12 protein-coding genes and 1 pseudogene are annotated in these 15,565 nt (G+C 47.0%); 11 read left to right on the forward strand and 2 right to left on the reverse strand.

Going from position 1 to position 15,565, the window contains the following annotated elements; genetic code table 11:
* Positions 1–290: 290 nt before the first annotated feature.
* The gene (lacZ, locus tag HNR77_RS29190) at positions 291–3,584 is read right to left on the reverse strand and encodes a beta-galactosidase, LacZ type (protein ID WP_184191468.1); all 3,294 of its coding nucleotides are present in this window, start codon (positions 3,582–3,584) and stop codon (positions 291–293) included.
* 95 nt (positions 3,585–3,679) lie between these two features.
* Between lacZ and HNR77_RS29195 the strand changes: the two genes are divergently transcribed.
* The 9 genes and pseudogenes from HNR77_RS29195 to HNR77_RS29235 all read left to right on the forward strand — a co-directional run bounded on the left by HNR77_RS29195 (position 3,680) and on the right by HNR77_RS29235 (position 10,848).
* A complete protein-coding gene (locus HNR77_RS29195) occupies positions 3,680–4,549 on the forward strand; it encodes an AraC family transcriptional regulator (RefSeq protein WP_260411003.1) in 870 nt (289 codons plus the stop codon).
* Between the two features lie 291 nt (positions 4,550–4,840).
* Complete coding sequence (locus tag HNR77_RS29200; protein WP_184191470.1) at positions 4,841–5,791, forward strand: helix-turn-helix domain-containing protein; 951 nt, start codon at positions 4,841–4,843, stop codon at positions 5,789–5,791.
* A 30-nt stretch (positions 5,792–5,821) separates the two neighbouring features.
* Positions 5,822–6,310, forward strand: coding sequence for a DinB family protein (locus HNR77_RS29205; protein ID WP_184191472.1), 489 nt, complete (start codon positions 5,822–5,824; stop codon positions 6,308–6,310).
* Between the two features lie 261 nt (positions 6,311–6,571).
* Entirely contained in the window at positions 6,572–6,853 is a 282-nt protein-coding gene (locus HNR77_RS29210; protein WP_184191474.1) for a hypothetical protein, read from the forward strand.
* Positions 6,854–7,323: 470 nt separating this feature from the next.
* Positions 7,324–8,716: pseudogene (gene ltrA, locus HNR77_RS29215) on the forward strand (group II intron reverse transcriptase/maturase).
* A gap of 206 nt (positions 8,717–8,922) precedes the next feature.
* The gene (locus HNR77_RS29220; RefSeq protein ID WP_184191476.1) at positions 8,923–9,591 is read left to right on the forward strand and encodes a hypothetical protein; all 669 of its coding nucleotides are present in this window, start codon (positions 8,923–8,925) and stop codon (positions 9,589–9,591) included.
* Positions 9,592–9,999: 408 nt separating this feature from the next.
* Entirely contained in the window at positions 10,000–10,203 is a 204-nt protein-coding gene (locus HNR77_RS29225) for a hypothetical protein (protein WP_184191478.1), read from the forward strand.
* A gap of 5 nt (positions 10,204–10,208) precedes the next feature.
* Positions 10,209–10,499 (forward strand): hypothetical protein, encoded by a 291-nt coding sequence (locus tag HNR77_RS29230; protein WP_184191480.1) that lies wholly within the window; start codon positions 10,209–10,211, stop codon positions 10,497–10,499.
* Positions 10,500–10,512: 13 nt separating this feature from the next.
* The gene (locus HNR77_RS29235) at positions 10,513–10,848 is read left to right on the forward strand and encodes a YolD-like family protein (RefSeq protein ID WP_184191482.1); all 336 of its coding nucleotides are present in this window, start codon (positions 10,513–10,515) and stop codon (positions 10,846–10,848) included.
* A 405-nt stretch (positions 10,849–11,253) separates the two neighbouring features.
* Here the strand turns inward: HNR77_RS29235 and HNR77_RS29240 are convergent, their stop codons facing one another.
* Positions 11,254–11,613, reverse strand: a complete 360-nt coding sequence (locus tag HNR77_RS29240) for a hypothetical protein (RefSeq protein ID WP_184191484.1) — start codon at positions 11,611–11,613, stop codon at positions 11,254–11,256.
* 470 nt (positions 11,614–12,083) lie between these two features.
* On the opposite strand from HNR77_RS29240, the gene rhaD reads away from it, so the two are divergent.
* Together rhaD and HNR77_RS29250 are read left to right on the forward strand one after the other, a co-directional pair.
* On the forward strand, positions 12,084–12,935 hold the full coding sequence (rhaD, locus tag HNR77_RS29245) for a rhamnulose-1-phosphate aldolase (RefSeq protein WP_184191486.1): 852 nt from the start codon (positions 12,084–12,086) through the stop codon (positions 12,933–12,935).
* 391 nt (positions 12,936–13,326) lie between these two features.
* A complete protein-coding gene (locus HNR77_RS29250) occupies positions 13,327–15,144 on the forward strand; it encodes an APC family permease (protein ID WP_184191499.1) in 1,818 nt (605 codons plus the stop codon).
* The last annotated feature ends 421 nt before the right edge of the window (positions 15,145–15,565 follow it).

Here is a 15,565-nt window from a genome sequence, read left to right on the forward strand (position 1 = left end):
GCATGGCGCGCTAGGTTATCTTTCCCCTGCTCGTTTTGCAATGAAATTTACGGACAAATCCATAGCGTAGTGTCTACTTTCTTGACATAGGTCCATGGAGATCGTTAGAATTTGAAAAGCATGTTTTTGCCCCAAATAAGGCTTCTCAGGATCGTTAGCGTTTGGTCCGTCACGAGAGATATTTTCTGAAAAAAAATCCCTGCCAGCATGATGCCAGCAGGGATTTTTACGATGGCTATGGGAGGGCAAACAGCCCCCTTAACCACCTCATAATATTACATCTCAACGCTCTATACAGGCTTCACCGTAAACGTAAAGTGATATGGACGATTCGCTTGCAGTGTATACTCTGGATGTGTACGCGCACTCCAGCTGTCGTCACCGCCAACGCCCATCTGCATGTAGTTGATACGGGCGATGGTGTGCGGGCTTGCTGGCAATTTGTAGACGTGGTCATTCGCTTCCAGCTCTTCTGGTGACCACGGCAGTGCATTGATTTCAAACGGTGCAGTGGCTTCAAAATACAGACCGCTGCTGCCATGTGCAGCATTACCAGCATTCCCGTCGTTTACAATACTTCCAGCATTTACAGCATTCTCAGTACTCCCGTCAAGTGAAGCATTACCAGCATTCCCACCAATTACAGCATTCCCAGCAGCTCCATCACTGCCACCAGTACCCCCTACAGCAGAAGTAATCGCTGCAAAACGAACATCCGTTTTGTTGCCGCATTCCTGCGGTTTCAGATATGGCACGAACTGATCGCGAACGGCTCCGGTATAATAGCCGAGGCGTGCGCTGGTCAGGCGGTCAATATAGTTGTCATGCGGGCCACGACCGTACCAGGAGATCGTATCCAGACGATCCTTCAATTCAAACAGCATGCCAAACTCAGGCAGCTCAGGCAGACCTGCACCCGGAACGAGGGTTTGGCTGATTTCCAGCTCGCTATTCGGTTTGATGTGATACGTGATAGACAGTGTAGTTCCCGGGCTGGCATCCCATGTATAATCCGTTGTCACATGACAGCCCTGCTCATCCGTATGATGTTCAAAACGAATCAGCTTGCTCGTCGCATGGGCATCCCGCCAGAAGGCAGCACGTTCATTCAGTTTGTTACCCAGATCGTTGTCCGTCATTGCACGCCAGAAGTTTGCACGAGCCGGTGACAGCAGCAGCTCCTGCTGGTTGATCTGATACGAGGTCAGCGCACCGGTGCCTTTGTTGAAGCGTAATGATACGTTCCCCGCAACCACGCTGAGCTCATCTTGAGTCCGACCTTCCTGTAGCTCGTTGCTTGCAAGCTCCTGCACCTGAAGCATATCACCTTGCCCCGCAACCACCTGCTGAATTGCACGCAGACGTGGAGATACTACAAATTGCTCCCAGCCAATCTCATGACCTGCCTCTGCCCACTTCTCGGCCTTCTTCGTTACCAGAGAGACAGTAAGTACGGCCTCCGTAAACAGGTCAGAGGACGCCGTATAAGGAATGTGAACCTCAATGGATTCGCCAGGCTGTGCAGCAATGTCCAGATGTCCTTTTTCCACAGGCACGCCGTTATGGGATAACGTCCAGGCGAGCGCATATTGGTTCAGATCGGTGAACAGGAAATGATTCGTGATACGAATCAGCCCGGTTTGCAGATTGAGCGCTGACATGCGAACGTTCTGATAGCATTTTTTGACTTCTTCCAGCTTAGGTGTGACCGTTTTATCCGCCAAAATAAGTCCGTTACCGCAGAAGTTGCCATCATGCGGCGATTCGCCAAAATCTCCACCATATGCGAGATATTCTACGCCGTCTGCTGTCTTGGTACGAATGGATTGATCCACCCAATCCCAGATAAATGCTCCCTGCAAGATTTCATATTTATCAAACATCTCCCAGTACAGGTGCAAACCACCACAGGAGTTGCCCATCGCATGGCTGTATTCACAGATGATATAAGGCTTTTTGTCACCTTTCATGCGTGCATACTGCTCGATATCATTCGGGCTGATATACATCGTGGATTCAATATCGCTGGCTGAATCCGTAGGGCGATAGTGATAAGTACCTTCATAATGCACAAGCCTTGTCGGATCGGCCTGTTTCAAATAGTTGTACATGGCGATGAAATTATCTCCACCAAACGATTCATTACCGAGCGACCAGATGATGATGGACGGATGATTTTTATCCCGCTGGAACATCGAATTACAGCGATCAATGACATTGTCGCGCCATTCCGGCTTGCTTGCCGGGATGTTGTCGTCGTTCATTTCCTTTTGCCCATAGTACCAGGTACCATGTGTCTCCAGATTCGTCTCGTCAATGACATACAGTCCGTATTCATCACACAGCTCGTACCAGAGCGTCTGATTCGGATAGTGCGAAGTACGCACGGCGTTAACATTGTAGGCTTTCATCAGCTCGATGTCACGAATCATATCCTCACGCCCGATGGCGCGTCCAGCGTCCGGGGAGAATTCATGCCGGTTTACTCCTTTGAACACAATGCGTTTGCCGTTGATTTTCATCAAGCCATCCTTGATCTCGAACTTGCGGAATCCGACGCGGCTGCGAACAGCTTCTACTGTTTCACCTGACGCATTCTGAATGGACAGCACCAAAGTATACAAATTAGGCGTTTCGGCACTCCACAAGAGCGGGCTGATCACACTTGCAGAGAGAGAGAGCATCAATTCTTCTTCATTGGCAAAAGAAACCTCGGCCGCCAGCGGCTCATCCCAAACCACCTGCTGCTCTGCATCATAGAGCTGTGCTTGAACGGTCAAGCCGTCTACATGTTGTCCGGCATGATGATGGTACAGCTTCACATCAAGCTGAAGCTCTGCATCCTGATAAGCCTCATCCAGTTCCGTACGGACAAAGAAATCGGCAATCTGAACCGGGGAAGGCGAATGCAGGTAAACCCCGCGGAAAATACCGCTAAGCCGCCAAAAATCCTGATTCTCCAGCCAGCTGGCATCACACCAGCGATAGACTTCGACTGCCAGCTTGTTCTCGCCTTCCGTCAGATACGCTGTGATATCAAATTCTGCGGGAGTGAAGGTATCCTCACTGTAACCGACAAGCTCTCCGTTTACCCATACATAGAAGGCCGATTCAACACCTTCAAAGTGCAGCAGCACAGGGCGATCTTTCCAGTCCGCAGGGACAGTAAACGTACGAATATATGAACCAACCGGATTATAGGTTGCTGGTGCGAAAGGCGGTTTTAACTCAGGCTCACGCTCCACCCATGGATACGTCATATTGGTATAGTGAGGGTAATCATAACCCTGTAGCTGCCAGTTCGAAGGAACACTGATTTCGTCCCAGCTGCTGGCATCATAGCCATGTTCATAAAAGGATGCAATGCGCTGCTCTGGCGTTTCCGCAAAGCTGAACCTCCACAAGCCATTCAGAGATTGATACCAGGGAGAAGCGGTAAATTCGCTGGATAATGCTTCTTCTATGGATGGGAACGCTACCATATTGGCATGCGCGGGCAGACGATTCACCTGAAACGTCTCGGGATTGTTGTTCCATTCCGGATATCCGTTAGCCGGAGGGGTGTGTACGAGTTTCTTTCGCATAACAGCAGCTCCTTTGATCATGTTATAATATATTCACATTATAGAATTGATCAGGCGCTTAGAGAATAAAGAATATTGCCCATATATATCACAATATGAAACCAATTATAGAGAGTGTGGTGTGCGGGATGAATACACGGATTTTTTTTGGCAAAACAGATGAAGCGGCTCGTCTCCCGATCTATATGACTACGGTAGGTTATTGGGAGCATCAATATGAAACCGAACGTCCCGAAGGGTTCCCGGATTACCAGATTCATCAGATTATTCAGGGGCAGGGGAGGCTTAGTATACAGGATGAGGAAGAGTATATCGTGGGCCCGGGCGAGGTGTTTATTACCTATCCTGACATTCCCCACAGATATGAGCCGATTACGGATCGCTGGGAGCTGGCCTGGGTATCCTTTCATGGGCGTGAAGCAAGTCAGCTGCTGGCATATGCAGGCATCACCGGCTCGGGTGTGTACAAGCTCAGAAACGCGGAGTTGCTGCATGCATTGCAGCAGATGCTGATGAGGGGCGAAGGGGTGGAGGATACCTTAGATGCAGATGGCGACCGGGACAGCTCCAAACATCTGTATGCACTGCTGCTGGATTTGAAGCCCTTGCTCATCGCGGCAGGCAGCGATAATGACGAGATGGAACGTCTGAAGCCGGTGCTGCGTTACATTACAGAGCATCTGGATCAGCCTTTGTCACTGAAGGAGCTGGCAGAGGTGGCTGTGGTATCCCCGCAGTATCTATGTCGTTTGTTTCAGAAGGCACTTCATGTCAGACCTGTGTTTTATGTCAATCAGGAACGAATCAATCGCAGCAAACAGCTCATGTTCAGTGAGCGTGCGCTGCGAATCTATGAAGTTGCCGACCGGGTGGGATATGAAAATGCCAGCTATTTCTGTTCCATGTTTAAACGACATACAGGCATGAGTCCCGAGCGGTTTCGCAGGCTGCATGGTTTAACCTGAGCGCGAGTAGGAGAGGGCAACCTAATTTTTGATCTGTTCTTCATCTTAATTTCAGCTTCTGTTAAGGTAGAAGGGATAAGATAACTCTTGTAAACCCCTTCTCGTGTTAAATAGATGTGTGACTGGCCCTGTTCGGATTGTCCTCCGAGCAGGGCACTTTTTTTACATGGACCTGAGCACGCATGCTATGATGAGAGAGAAGAGGAACATAATAATACATAAAACGTTAGAGCATACATGAGAATATACTAGCTTTAATTTTCAAAAGATAGAGAAAGGCAGGGATTTGCATTGCATGCGCGTCTGCACTCGTTGTATCGTCCGGTACAAATCAATGGACTTGATCCTCGTACATATTACATCGAACATGCGCCCTCGCCTTCACTTGCGGCCTATGTGGCCTGTTATTGGGAGTCGGGCACCCGTGATCCTGTAGAGAATGACCAATGCTTTGAAGGACCAGGAAATTCGTTTGACCAACATCCGAAATCTACCGCTTCTGCCCGGGTACTGCCGGATGGCTGTAACGACATGCTCGTTCATTATGATGCCGAGCAGGCCCGCTTTTCGTACAGTTATTGCGGTAATTACACGCAGCCCTTTGCATTTCCGTTATTGCCTGCGTCTCCTCCGGCGGGAGCGTATACGTTTGGCGTTCGATTTTTTCCCGGGGGAGCTCCTTTTCTGCATGGTCAGTCACTCGATCTGTTCACGGACAGACGAATTCCGCTGGAGGACTGCTGGCCGTTAAAGTGGGATGAGCTGCAGATGAAGATGGAGGAAGCAGTGAACTTTGCAGCACGTGTACAGGTGATGGATCAGTATCTCAGCCAGATGACGCTGCGTAATAGCTGCACACAAGCCGATCAGCATCTTCTGCAAAATGTACTACATCGTATTTTCAAAAATAAAGGACGTACAAGTGTACAAGACATCGCAAAGGGAGAAATTGTTAGTGAACGGCAACTGCACCGCAAGGTAACAGAGCAGGTGGGTATCAGCCCCAAGCGGTTGAGTGAGATTGTTCGTTTTCATGAGGTGATGCATGGCATTCGTGAGGCAAGATTTACCGATGGTGTGACGATTGCTCAGCAGTATGGCTTCTATGATCAGGCGCATCTCATTCGGCAGTTCGGCAAGTTTTATGGAGATACCCCGTTGACGGCCATTCGGGAGCAACAGCAGATGTTGTCCGAAAAATACAATCTTTCGTCAGTCTCTTCCGTTATACTCGAAGTATAGATCAATACCATGACAAAGGAGCAATATATGATGAATGGAACATTGCAAATTCGGGAGCATCTGTTAACCGAACTGGAAACAGGCGTACGCACAGGAGCTTCATTAATTCGGCTTATTCGTGCAGAGGACTGGGCGTATCGTCCGCAGGATAATATGCGTTCCCTCGTGGAGCTGGTGCATCATTTTATCCAGATTACCGCTTCTGATCTCGCCATTATGCAGGAGCAAGGTGAAGCTGAGGTAGGGCAGGTGGAGAACAGCTTGGCTGGCAATCAGGATGTTGAGCAGCTGGAGAAACAGCTGTGGAGTAATCTGGAAACGTACAAAGCATATATCACAAGCCTGAGTGAAGAGGACTTTCTGAACCGCTCAACCAAAGCATTCTATGCGGAGCATGGCCATTTGCAAGTCCAGTGGCAGATCGAAACGCTGACCCATGTGTTTCACCATCGCTCACAGCTCTATAACTATCTTAAGCAGCTGGGCCACGAATTGAACTTTTTTATGCTGTATGCTTGATTTTTTCTCAGACAAGCTTGTTGGAGAAACTCTTTAATTAAGCCTGATCCAAACATGTAGATGAAAGATTATGTTTAAAAATATAGGCTAAGCAGCTCCGCCAATTTCAGGTGGGGCTTGTTTGTTTTTTTATGGTGTAGCGACAATCTATCAAACTTCCATGTCAGCTATAAATGTACGTTCTACCACGGTCAATTCACCGTGGCTTTACTAGATTCTGAACATAGAATACCGTATCAAAGCAAAAAGGAGGTGATTCTGATGGCCATCCTTTTACCATTACAGTTTTACAACCTTGCAGCAGGAGTAGGCAAGTCCTTCTATGAAAACCTGACTGGCGGTGTGAATGCCAGCGTGACGGTGAATAATACTGGACCTGCTGCTGTATCGCTTGTTATCACGCGTGTCAATGCACCAGTGCTCACTTATGTCATTCCTGCAAACAACAGTCTTAGCATCTCGGCAGGCGCGGTTCTGGTTTTTGCTCTGTTAGCAGACCAGGGGGGCGATGCAACAGGGACTATTGAGGTTGCTTTGTCATAATTATGATGGGTTGTAAGCTATAAACCTCTGTCCGGCAGTGCCGGCAGAGGTTATTTTTAGTACGCCCAGCATGGGCGTCATCTCTAGGGTGAAAGTCCCGAGCGGGGGCTGGCAAGCGCCTACCGTTAGCCAAGGGCAAGGGTGTCTACCGCGAGGTGGAATCTGAAGGAAGCCGGAGGCAAAAGCACGACCTGAGATACACGAATCCAATTTGAGGCGGTTGCAGCCGGATGAGTCACCTAGACATGACAAAATCCAAAGCTGCCAAGGGCTGCAGCCGTAAATTTGGGCAGGTGCGGGCGGAAAGATGACGTTCTTATCTGGGGAGGCCTGCCGGATATGCAAGAAAAAAAAACTTGTAACCGCAGCTGAGAGGCTGCGCTGAACCGGCAGGAGTCAGCAGAGGCCATAGTACGTAAGCTGTTGCAACAGCTTACGGAAGGGCTGAACCGAAAGGAGAGAGGAAACCGATGCGTTCGCACGAAGAGCAACGACAGCCGAATATCTCGCAAGAGAGCTGCCAGCAAAGAGAAGCGGTGAAGCCGCCAGGGTATGCTGGAGCGCCGAGTTCTTCGTCGGCACAAACCGCTTCTTCCTCTCGCAAAGCAGAGAACAACTTGCTGGAGCGAATGCTCGAAAGAGACAACCTTAGGCTCGCGTATAGACGAGTGGTACAAAACGGAGGAGCGCCCGGCGTGGACAATGTAACGGTAGCGAATCTACAAGCATACTTGAAAACACATTGGGAACCGGTGAAAGCTGAGCTTCTTGCGGGTACCTATAGACCTGCACCAGTTAAACGGGTGGAAATTCCCAAACCCGGAGGCGGCGTACGGATGTTAGGCATTCCGACCGTGATGGACCGTTTTCTTCAGCAGGCGCTTCTACAAGTCATGAACCCGATCTTTGACGCAGAGTTCTCCTGGTACAGCTACGGCTTTCGGCCGGGGAAGAGTGCACATGATGCCGTGAAACAAGCACAAAGATATGTCCAAGGTGGTCTGAGATGGGTCGTAGATCTCGATCTGGAGAAATTCTTTGACCGGGTAAACCACGACATGCTCATGGCGAGAGTGGCACGGAAGGTGACAGACAAAAGAGTGCTGACACTGGTTCGCGCGTATCTAAACGCCGGAGGCATAGTGGATGGAAAGCTGAAGCACAGCCGGGAAGGAACGCCCCAAGGTGGTCCGCTCAGTCCGCTGCTGGCAAATATCCTATTGGATGATCTGGATAAGGAACTGACCGGACGGGGCCTGCGCTTTGTACGCTATGCGGACGACTGTAATATTTTTTGTGGCGAGCAAACGTGCTGGCGAACGGGTCATGGAGTCGGTTAGCCGATTTGTAGAAAGAAAGCTAAAACTGAAAGTGAACCGGGATAAAAGTGCGGTAGCAAGGCCGTGGCACCGAAAGTTCTTAGGATTTAGTTTCCTGAGTCAGAAACAGGCAACGATTCGATTGGCACCGAAAACAATCTCGCGATTCAAGGAAAGAATTCGTGATCTGACGAATCGAATGTGGTCCATTTCCATGGAAGAACGAATTCGCCAAGTGAACCGGTATGTGATGGGCTGGCTTGGATACTTCCATCTCGCCTCAGCGAAGATGCACCTCCAGAAACTGGACCAATGGATTCGGAGAAGACTCCGAATGTGTTTGTGGAAGCAATGGAAACGAGTGCGCACACGAATCCGCGAACTCCGGGCACTTGGGGTGCCCGAGTGGGCAGGTTTGGCGATGGCTAACTCACGGCGCGGAGCATGGGAAATGTCCCGGAACACAAATAATGCCCTTCCGACTTCCTACTGGGAAGCGAAAGGGCTGAAAAGTTTGCTCTCACGTTATCTGGAGCTTTGTTAACCTTTTGGAACCGCCGTATGCGGACCCGCATGTACGGTGGTGTGAGAGGACGGGGGCTCGCCGCCCCCTCCTACTCGATTATATTAGGTTTACAAAATATATAATTAACAAAATATTCACATATAATAGAAAATAATGGTTTATGTATTAATATAATTGCTTTAATATACAATATGTAACATATTTTAAAACTAGGAGGAATAAAATTGAACAAAAAGGTAAAAATGTTGTCTGCTGTATTGTGTAGTGCGTTGGCTATCTCATCTTTGGCTCCTGTTGCATTTGCATCTTCAGCAACTCCAACAACCACATCTCCAACGATCGAGTTACCTAGAGGCGAATTTACTATTAATAAAAAGACACTAGTTATAGGTGAGGATGAATTCTCAGCAAAGATTATGAATTCTATTGAAACCATGACACCGTACATAAATAAAGGTTCGGACAATTTGTATCATATTGATCCTGCTGCTCAAGAGGTTGTTGAACAGGATGTTTACAATCATTTTGCTCAGGGTGTTCAAAACTTGAATACTGCACTAAACAATCAAGTTTCTTCCCATGGTAGCCAAGTTGTGACTCCATTCGTATTTAGCAATTCATATTGGTGGGGAGTTGCGATTACCTTTAATAACCAAGAAACAAAAGATATGATCTACTCATTGCAACAAACAGCAAATGTAGGAGCTATACTTGCTGCGATAGCAGTATTTATTCCTGGTGGCCAATTAGGCGCAGTAGTAGCTGCAATTGAATCCGCTGGAGCTAATATGATCGCTAACTCAATGTCACATAATAATGCTGGTAGAGGGGTCACCTTGAACTTGCATTGGCTGCCGTTTGTATACTATGAAGTGACAACAAATAAAGGATAAAGTAGAATATTAAAAGAAAGGAGGGATATCTTGGGGACTTCATTATCAATTATACTACTCTTTCTTTTAATTCCTACTGTTGTACTGGTCACTATCGTTAGATCAATCTTTAAAAAAGATAGAGTCAGAACCAGTTATGTTTTAACAGGAGTTATGGCACTAGCAATTATCATGCTAGCCATAAACTTGATCGTAACAAATTCTTTAAACCAGACCAATATTATCACTATTTTGTTATTGACTTTATCACTGTTTTTCTCATTGCAAATTAACAAAAAAAGAAGAACTAATTAAGTTTAAACCCACTAGCGTTAGATTGCTGGTGGTTTTTTTTGTTATTAAATAACGAACGTACATTCGCATATAATGACAAAAAGCAAACGAATGTTCTATTATGGAGGGGTGAACATGCCAGTAAAATACTTGGGTTGGTTAGTCGAGATCATTTATCAAGATCAGTCAGGGAAGATTACGAAGCGCCGCATCCAGATTAAAAGTATCCGATCTGGAATGATAAAGGCAGATGATTTATTGTCTGGCCAGCCACGTACATTCCGTGAATCAGGGCTGCTGGCATGGCATCCAATCAAGACAGCAGAGAAAGGGGCATAAAGATATTGACTGATTATCAGCGCAAGGTGTTGAGAATCTTATACAACTATAAAAACGGCCGCAGACGCTTCCCTACGATTCATGAGCTGACCGTCAAGACAGGCAAATATAAACCTGATGTTATGGCTGCATTGGACGCCCTTGTGTCTTCGAATTACATACAATGGGATGATAAATCAGATACGACCAAAATCGTGATTCTGGAGGGCTGGGAGCGGGAATCTGAGAAGCCGCAGCTTCCCGTGTCATCACCGACGATCAAACCTGCTAATACAGATTACTGGACACAATATTGAGGGGGGATGAACTGTGACAAGCAAATTGACAGGGAACGGAGTTTTCGAGGGATCACGCATAATTCTGCCAGAACATCGTGATGCATATCTTCGGGAAATGAGTCTGCAGGAAAGAAGAGGCAAGCCGGTCCTGGACGAACAGGAGATGCAGCTCATTGAAGAAGCTATCTTCGAATCATACCAGGAACGGCACTCTGTTACGCTTACGGTATTCAATCCTTTTGATGATGAAAAGATGAAAGGAGTCGTGGCATCGATCGACAGACAGAGCAGGAGAATCAAACTTGTACGTGGTGAGGAGGATTACAGCTGGATTCAGATCGAAGAGATAATAACAGCACGCATGTAATAGAGTGTCTTGGCTTTATAGCTGAGGCAATTTTTGTTACAATGTTTATGAGCAAACGACTACAAGTTGGCAGCTAATTACTCGAAACGCAACCAAAAAAATCACACAAAAATAACGATCTCTGCGAACGACAGGGAATATAGGTGAATATTAAAACACGTTTTATCCTTATAAATTGACTGAATAGGCGCTACACAAATATAGACGAATGCAGATGAATGTGATTACAAAACGGGCGGCATGATGTAATTGAGGTATAAAGCCTCGGTTATGCCGACAGAGGAAAGGCTCCCGATAGGGAGTCTTTTTCTTTTGACAACAAAACCCAGCCCGTCCTCTGAGGAACAGGCTGGGTTAGACTGGGAGAGACATCATTTTCACACAGTTCAGTCATTAGATGCTTCTTCAAGTTGCCGTTGTTGTGAGTTCATGTAAAACGATGCGATGAGCGGTGACGAGTTGTCCTGAGCTGCTTTTGCCCCATACGGAAACTTCGGTTGAATTGGCGGCGGTACCGCTGGTTGTAAAAACAAATTCAAAACCATTCAGATCCGCGAAGTACATTTGAGAGAACACTTGCCCTGGATTCAAGCTGACGGATTGAAGCACATATAAGGCCCGAGTCCTGTTAAGTACATAGCCTTGAATCAGTACAGTGGATGTATTGGTCGGGTCAGAATTCACTATTTGAATGCTGACTTGCTGGGTGGGTCTGCTCCCGCCGGAGATATTATTTTCGATAGGGCCTGTAACGAGTGTAGCCATCGGGATGCACCTCCTTCCCAAGGGATTGGCTGCTGCTCTGTGGAAATAAGAAGACTGCTAGACTAGTATATGCAGGTTCTATTGCGTGTGTGTGGACGTAGCGGGAAGCGTCAGTCAGCAGTTTTCATGCTTTTTTTATTTCGCTTTCAGCTTCTATTAAGGTAGAAAGGATAAGATAACTCTTGTAAACCCCTTCTCGTGTTAAATAGATGTGTGACTGACCCTGCCGGGCGACGGCAGGGTATTTTTTTGTTTTTGGTCTATTCATAAATCGTTTTTAATGAAAAAAAACAAAGATAAACAAAAATAAATAAAACAATTACAATATATTTGAATGTAAAATTATTGACAAACAAACATAAACAAAGGTATGATGAATGTGAAAAAAGGAACTTACTTACTTACTTACTTACTTGGTTGCTTGGATCGTGACAGCCCTGTTTTTCAGATGAACATAGGAGAGGATAATGATGAACGTGACCCTTCGTACCGAAAGAGAGAGAATGCAGCCTGCCGGCTTTGATATTCCATTTGTACGCGAGATGGCAGAGATTACACAGCATATGTGGAAAAATGGTTGGGATGAGCGCAATGGCGGTAACGTCAGCTATCTGCTGAAGGAGGAGGAGGTTGCACCGTACATCGATATTCATCAGGTGATTCGCACCATTACACCTGCCTTTTCCGTGCAGGAGCTGGCGGGACAGTATTTTATCGTTACGGCTTCGGGCAAATATTTTAAAAACGTGCTGGCAGACCCGGAAGGCAATCTGGGCGTGCTGCGTGTATCGGCAGATGGACAGGAGCTTGAGGTATTATGGGGCCTGGAGGGCGGAGTGAATCCGACAAGTGAGCTGCCAACCCATTTTATGAGTCATATTGAACGTTTGAAAAGAGATCCGAATCACCGGGTTGTCATGCACAACCACGCGACACATGTTCTTGCAATGACCTTCATCCATGAGCTGCATGAAGCCAAGTTTACCAAAACGCTCTGGCAGATGTGTACCGAATGTGTGGTGGTCTTCCCGGATGGTGTTGGTATCATTCCCTGGATGATGCCCGGATCGAACGAGATTGGCCGCGCAACCGCGGAGAAAATGCAAGAATACCACGCAGTCATCTGGCCGCAGCACGGCATCTTTGGAACAGGCACAACGATCGACGAAGCATTTGGTCTGATTGAAACCATCGAGAAGGCTGCCCAGGTATACATGCTTGTTGCAGGTCATGATATCCGCCAGCGAATCACGGATGAGCAGCTGCGAGCACTTGCATTGCAATTCGGCGTAACTCCGCGTCCAGGTGTGATAGAAAATTAATTTGAATTATGTTTTCTTCGTTCAGGTAAATCCTCCGACACACAACAGTTTGAATATGACAATATTGTTATATTAAACGGGTGATATTCATTCGGCATTGAAGGCCTTTGGTTCTCTGAACCGAAGGCCTATTTCGTTTTTCAGGCAATCAATCGCCGTTTTAGCTTAAAAACGTTCAAATTTCCGAATAAGAATGGCTTTGTTATCAAATATTGAATCGTAGAATGTATTATCACGCGCTGGCGATTTTCGGGTGAAATGACATATTGTCAATGGCTCTGCGATTTTGCATAATAACAATGCTTCACAGATGAGCTGAGGCAAGAAACAAAGGTTTAGAGGCAAGCAGAGACAAGGATTTATAGATATGAGATGGAAGGAAGTTATGATCATGCTTGGCAAAATGAAGAGAATCTTAATCGGCAAGCCAATGAAGTCGGCTGAATTGGATGCAGAAAAATTGGGGAAATGGAAGGCGCTCGCCATTCTGTCCTCCGATGCTTTATCATCCGTCGCCTACGGTACGGAACAGATTTTGCTGGTGCTGGTTGCGGCCGGATTCGCCGCGCTGTGGTATTCGGTTCCGATTTCTATCGCCGTGCTGGGATTACTCGTCATTTTAATTTTTTCGTATCGCCAGACGATATTTGCTTATCCTACAGGGGGCGGCGCGTACATCGTAGCCAAGGATAACCTGGGCACTACACCGAGTCTGATTGCCGGAGGTTCGCTGCTGGTCGATTATATTCTGACGGTGGCTGTAAGCTCGTCCGCAGGTACGGACGCGATCACATCCGCTTTTCCTGTACTGCATGACTATAGTGTCATTATTGCACTGATTATGATTGTGTTTCTGACGGTTATGAACTTGCGTGGGGTTACGGAGTCTGCTTCGGTGCTTGCTATCCCCATTTATCTATTTATTTTTTCAATTGCGATTCTCATTATTTCCGGCGGTATCAAGTTTCTGACTGGCGGTATTCATGCTGCGGCACCGGAATTCGGAGCAAGTCTGTCGCATGTTAGCCTGTTCCTGCTGCTCAAGGCATTCAGCTCCGGCTGTTCCGCCTTGACCGGGGTAGAGGCAGTGAGCAACGCGATTCCGAACTTCAAGCAGCCTGCTGAGAAAAATGCTGCCGGAACGCTGCTGCTCATGGGATGTATCCTGGGTGCGATGTTTATCGGGATTACCCTCCTGGCGTATGGTTACGGTATTAAACCGGACCCGAAAGCAACGGTGATTTCCCAGATTGCCGAAGCAACGTTTGGCAGAGGGGGAATGTATTTTATCATTCAAGGGGTAACCGCCTTGATCCTGTTCCTGGCAGCCAATACGGCGTACTCGGCGTTCCCGCTCCTGTCCTTTATGATGGCAAAGGATAAATACATGCCGCATATGTTTATGGTCAGAGGAGACCGATTGGGCTTCTCCAACGGCATTATTTTTCTCAGCGTGATGTCCGCACTGCTTGTGGTAGGATTCAAAGGGGATACTGGCAGCCTGATCCCGCTCTACGCGGTAGGGGTATTCATTCCGTTTACACTGTCGCAGCTTGGCATGATGATACGCTGGATCAAAATCAAACCGTCCGGTTGGCAGACAAAACTGCTGGTAAACACAATCGGCATGCTGACCACGTTGTCCATTACGTTGATTTTTATTTTCACCAAGTTCACCCAGACATGGGTTATCTTTATCTTTTTGCCGCTCGTGGTCTATGTGTTCATGCGCATTAAACGTCACTATTGCAATATCGCAGATGAGCTGCGGATTGATATTCAGGTGGATAAACCGGCCAAGAAGGGCAACACCATCGTCATTCCGGTGGCGGGTATTACCCGGGTGGTGATGAATACGATCAGTTATGCCCAGACGATGTCGGATCAGGTGGTGGCGCTGTACATTGGCTTCGACGATGAGGCGATTCGCAAGATGGAGCAGAAGTGGGAGGAATGGAATCCGGGTGTGCGTCTGGTCGTTATCAAATCCCGCTATCGCAGCATTATGGGGCCGCTCAAAAAGTTCATCGATACGGTGGAATGGAAAACAGCCGAAACGGATCATATTACCATTTTGATTCCACAATTCATTACAAAGCACTGGTGGCAAAATGTACTGCATAACCAGACCAGCTTCATGATCCGGGCTTATCTGATCAATTATAAGGATGTGATTGTTACAACGGTGCCGTATCATCTTAATCGGTAATGCATTCATAAATGCTTAACACATTGAATCGTGAGTTCTCTTCAGAAATGTAGAGAAACTTGCGATTTTTTTGACTATGTATATTGATGGCTCCTCTTTCGTCTGATGTTGCATTGTGTAAATCCCTTAATCAGGATTAACACCAAATTCATCAAGGGCATATCTAAGTTTGACATTAGTTTTCTACACTATAACCAGAAGGTGAATTATGTAAACGACGGAGTGGAGGAACAATAAAAGTGATAAAACGACAATCTGCCGACGTATGACGAAAGATGGTTGAAAAGGAAGACTAAAATATTTCAGATGCGGCGATCCAGCAGATCGTCGTCTTGATGTGCGTTAGGACTGATATGGTGTCGAAAGGTAAGTTTCAAATGAATAATGTGTCATATAAATTGACGTAAATAGGATATGGGGC

This window comes from Paenibacillus sp. JGP012, from assembly GCF_014203995.1.
Lineage (GTDB): Bacteria > Bacillota > Bacilli > Paenibacillales > Paenibacillaceae > Paenibacillus > Paenibacillus silvae.

Coding starts and splice junctions, on each gene's coding strand:
- lacZ (WP_184191468.1), bottom strand. CDS start 3,584: ATGCGAAAGAAACTCGTACACACCCCTCCGGCTAACGGATATCCGGAA.
- HNR77_RS29250 (WP_184191499.1), top strand. CDS start 13,327: ATGCTTGGCAAAATGAAGAGAATCTTAATCGGCAAGCCAATGAAGTCG.
- rhaD (WP_184191486.1), top strand. CDS start 12,084: ATGAACGTGACCCTTCGTACCGAAAGAGAGAGAATGCAGCCTGCCGGC.
- HNR77_RS29210 (WP_184191474.1), top strand. CDS start 6,572: ATGGCCATCCTTTTACCATTACAGTTTTACAACCTTGCAGCAGGAGTA.
- HNR77_RS29205 (WP_184191472.1), top strand. CDS start 5,822: ATGAATGGAACATTGCAAATTCGGGAGCATCTGTTAACCGAACTGGAA.
- HNR77_RS29225 (WP_184191478.1), top strand. CDS start 10,000: ATGCCAGTAAAATACTTGGGTTGGTTAGTCGAGATCATTTATCAAGAT.
- HNR77_RS29240 (WP_184191484.1), bottom strand. CDS start 11,613: ATGGCTACACTCGTTACAGGCCCTATCGAAAATAATATCTCCGGCGGG.
- HNR77_RS29195 (WP_260411003.1), top strand. CDS start 3,680: ATGAAACCAATTATAGAGAGTGTGGTGTGCGGGATGAATACACGGATT.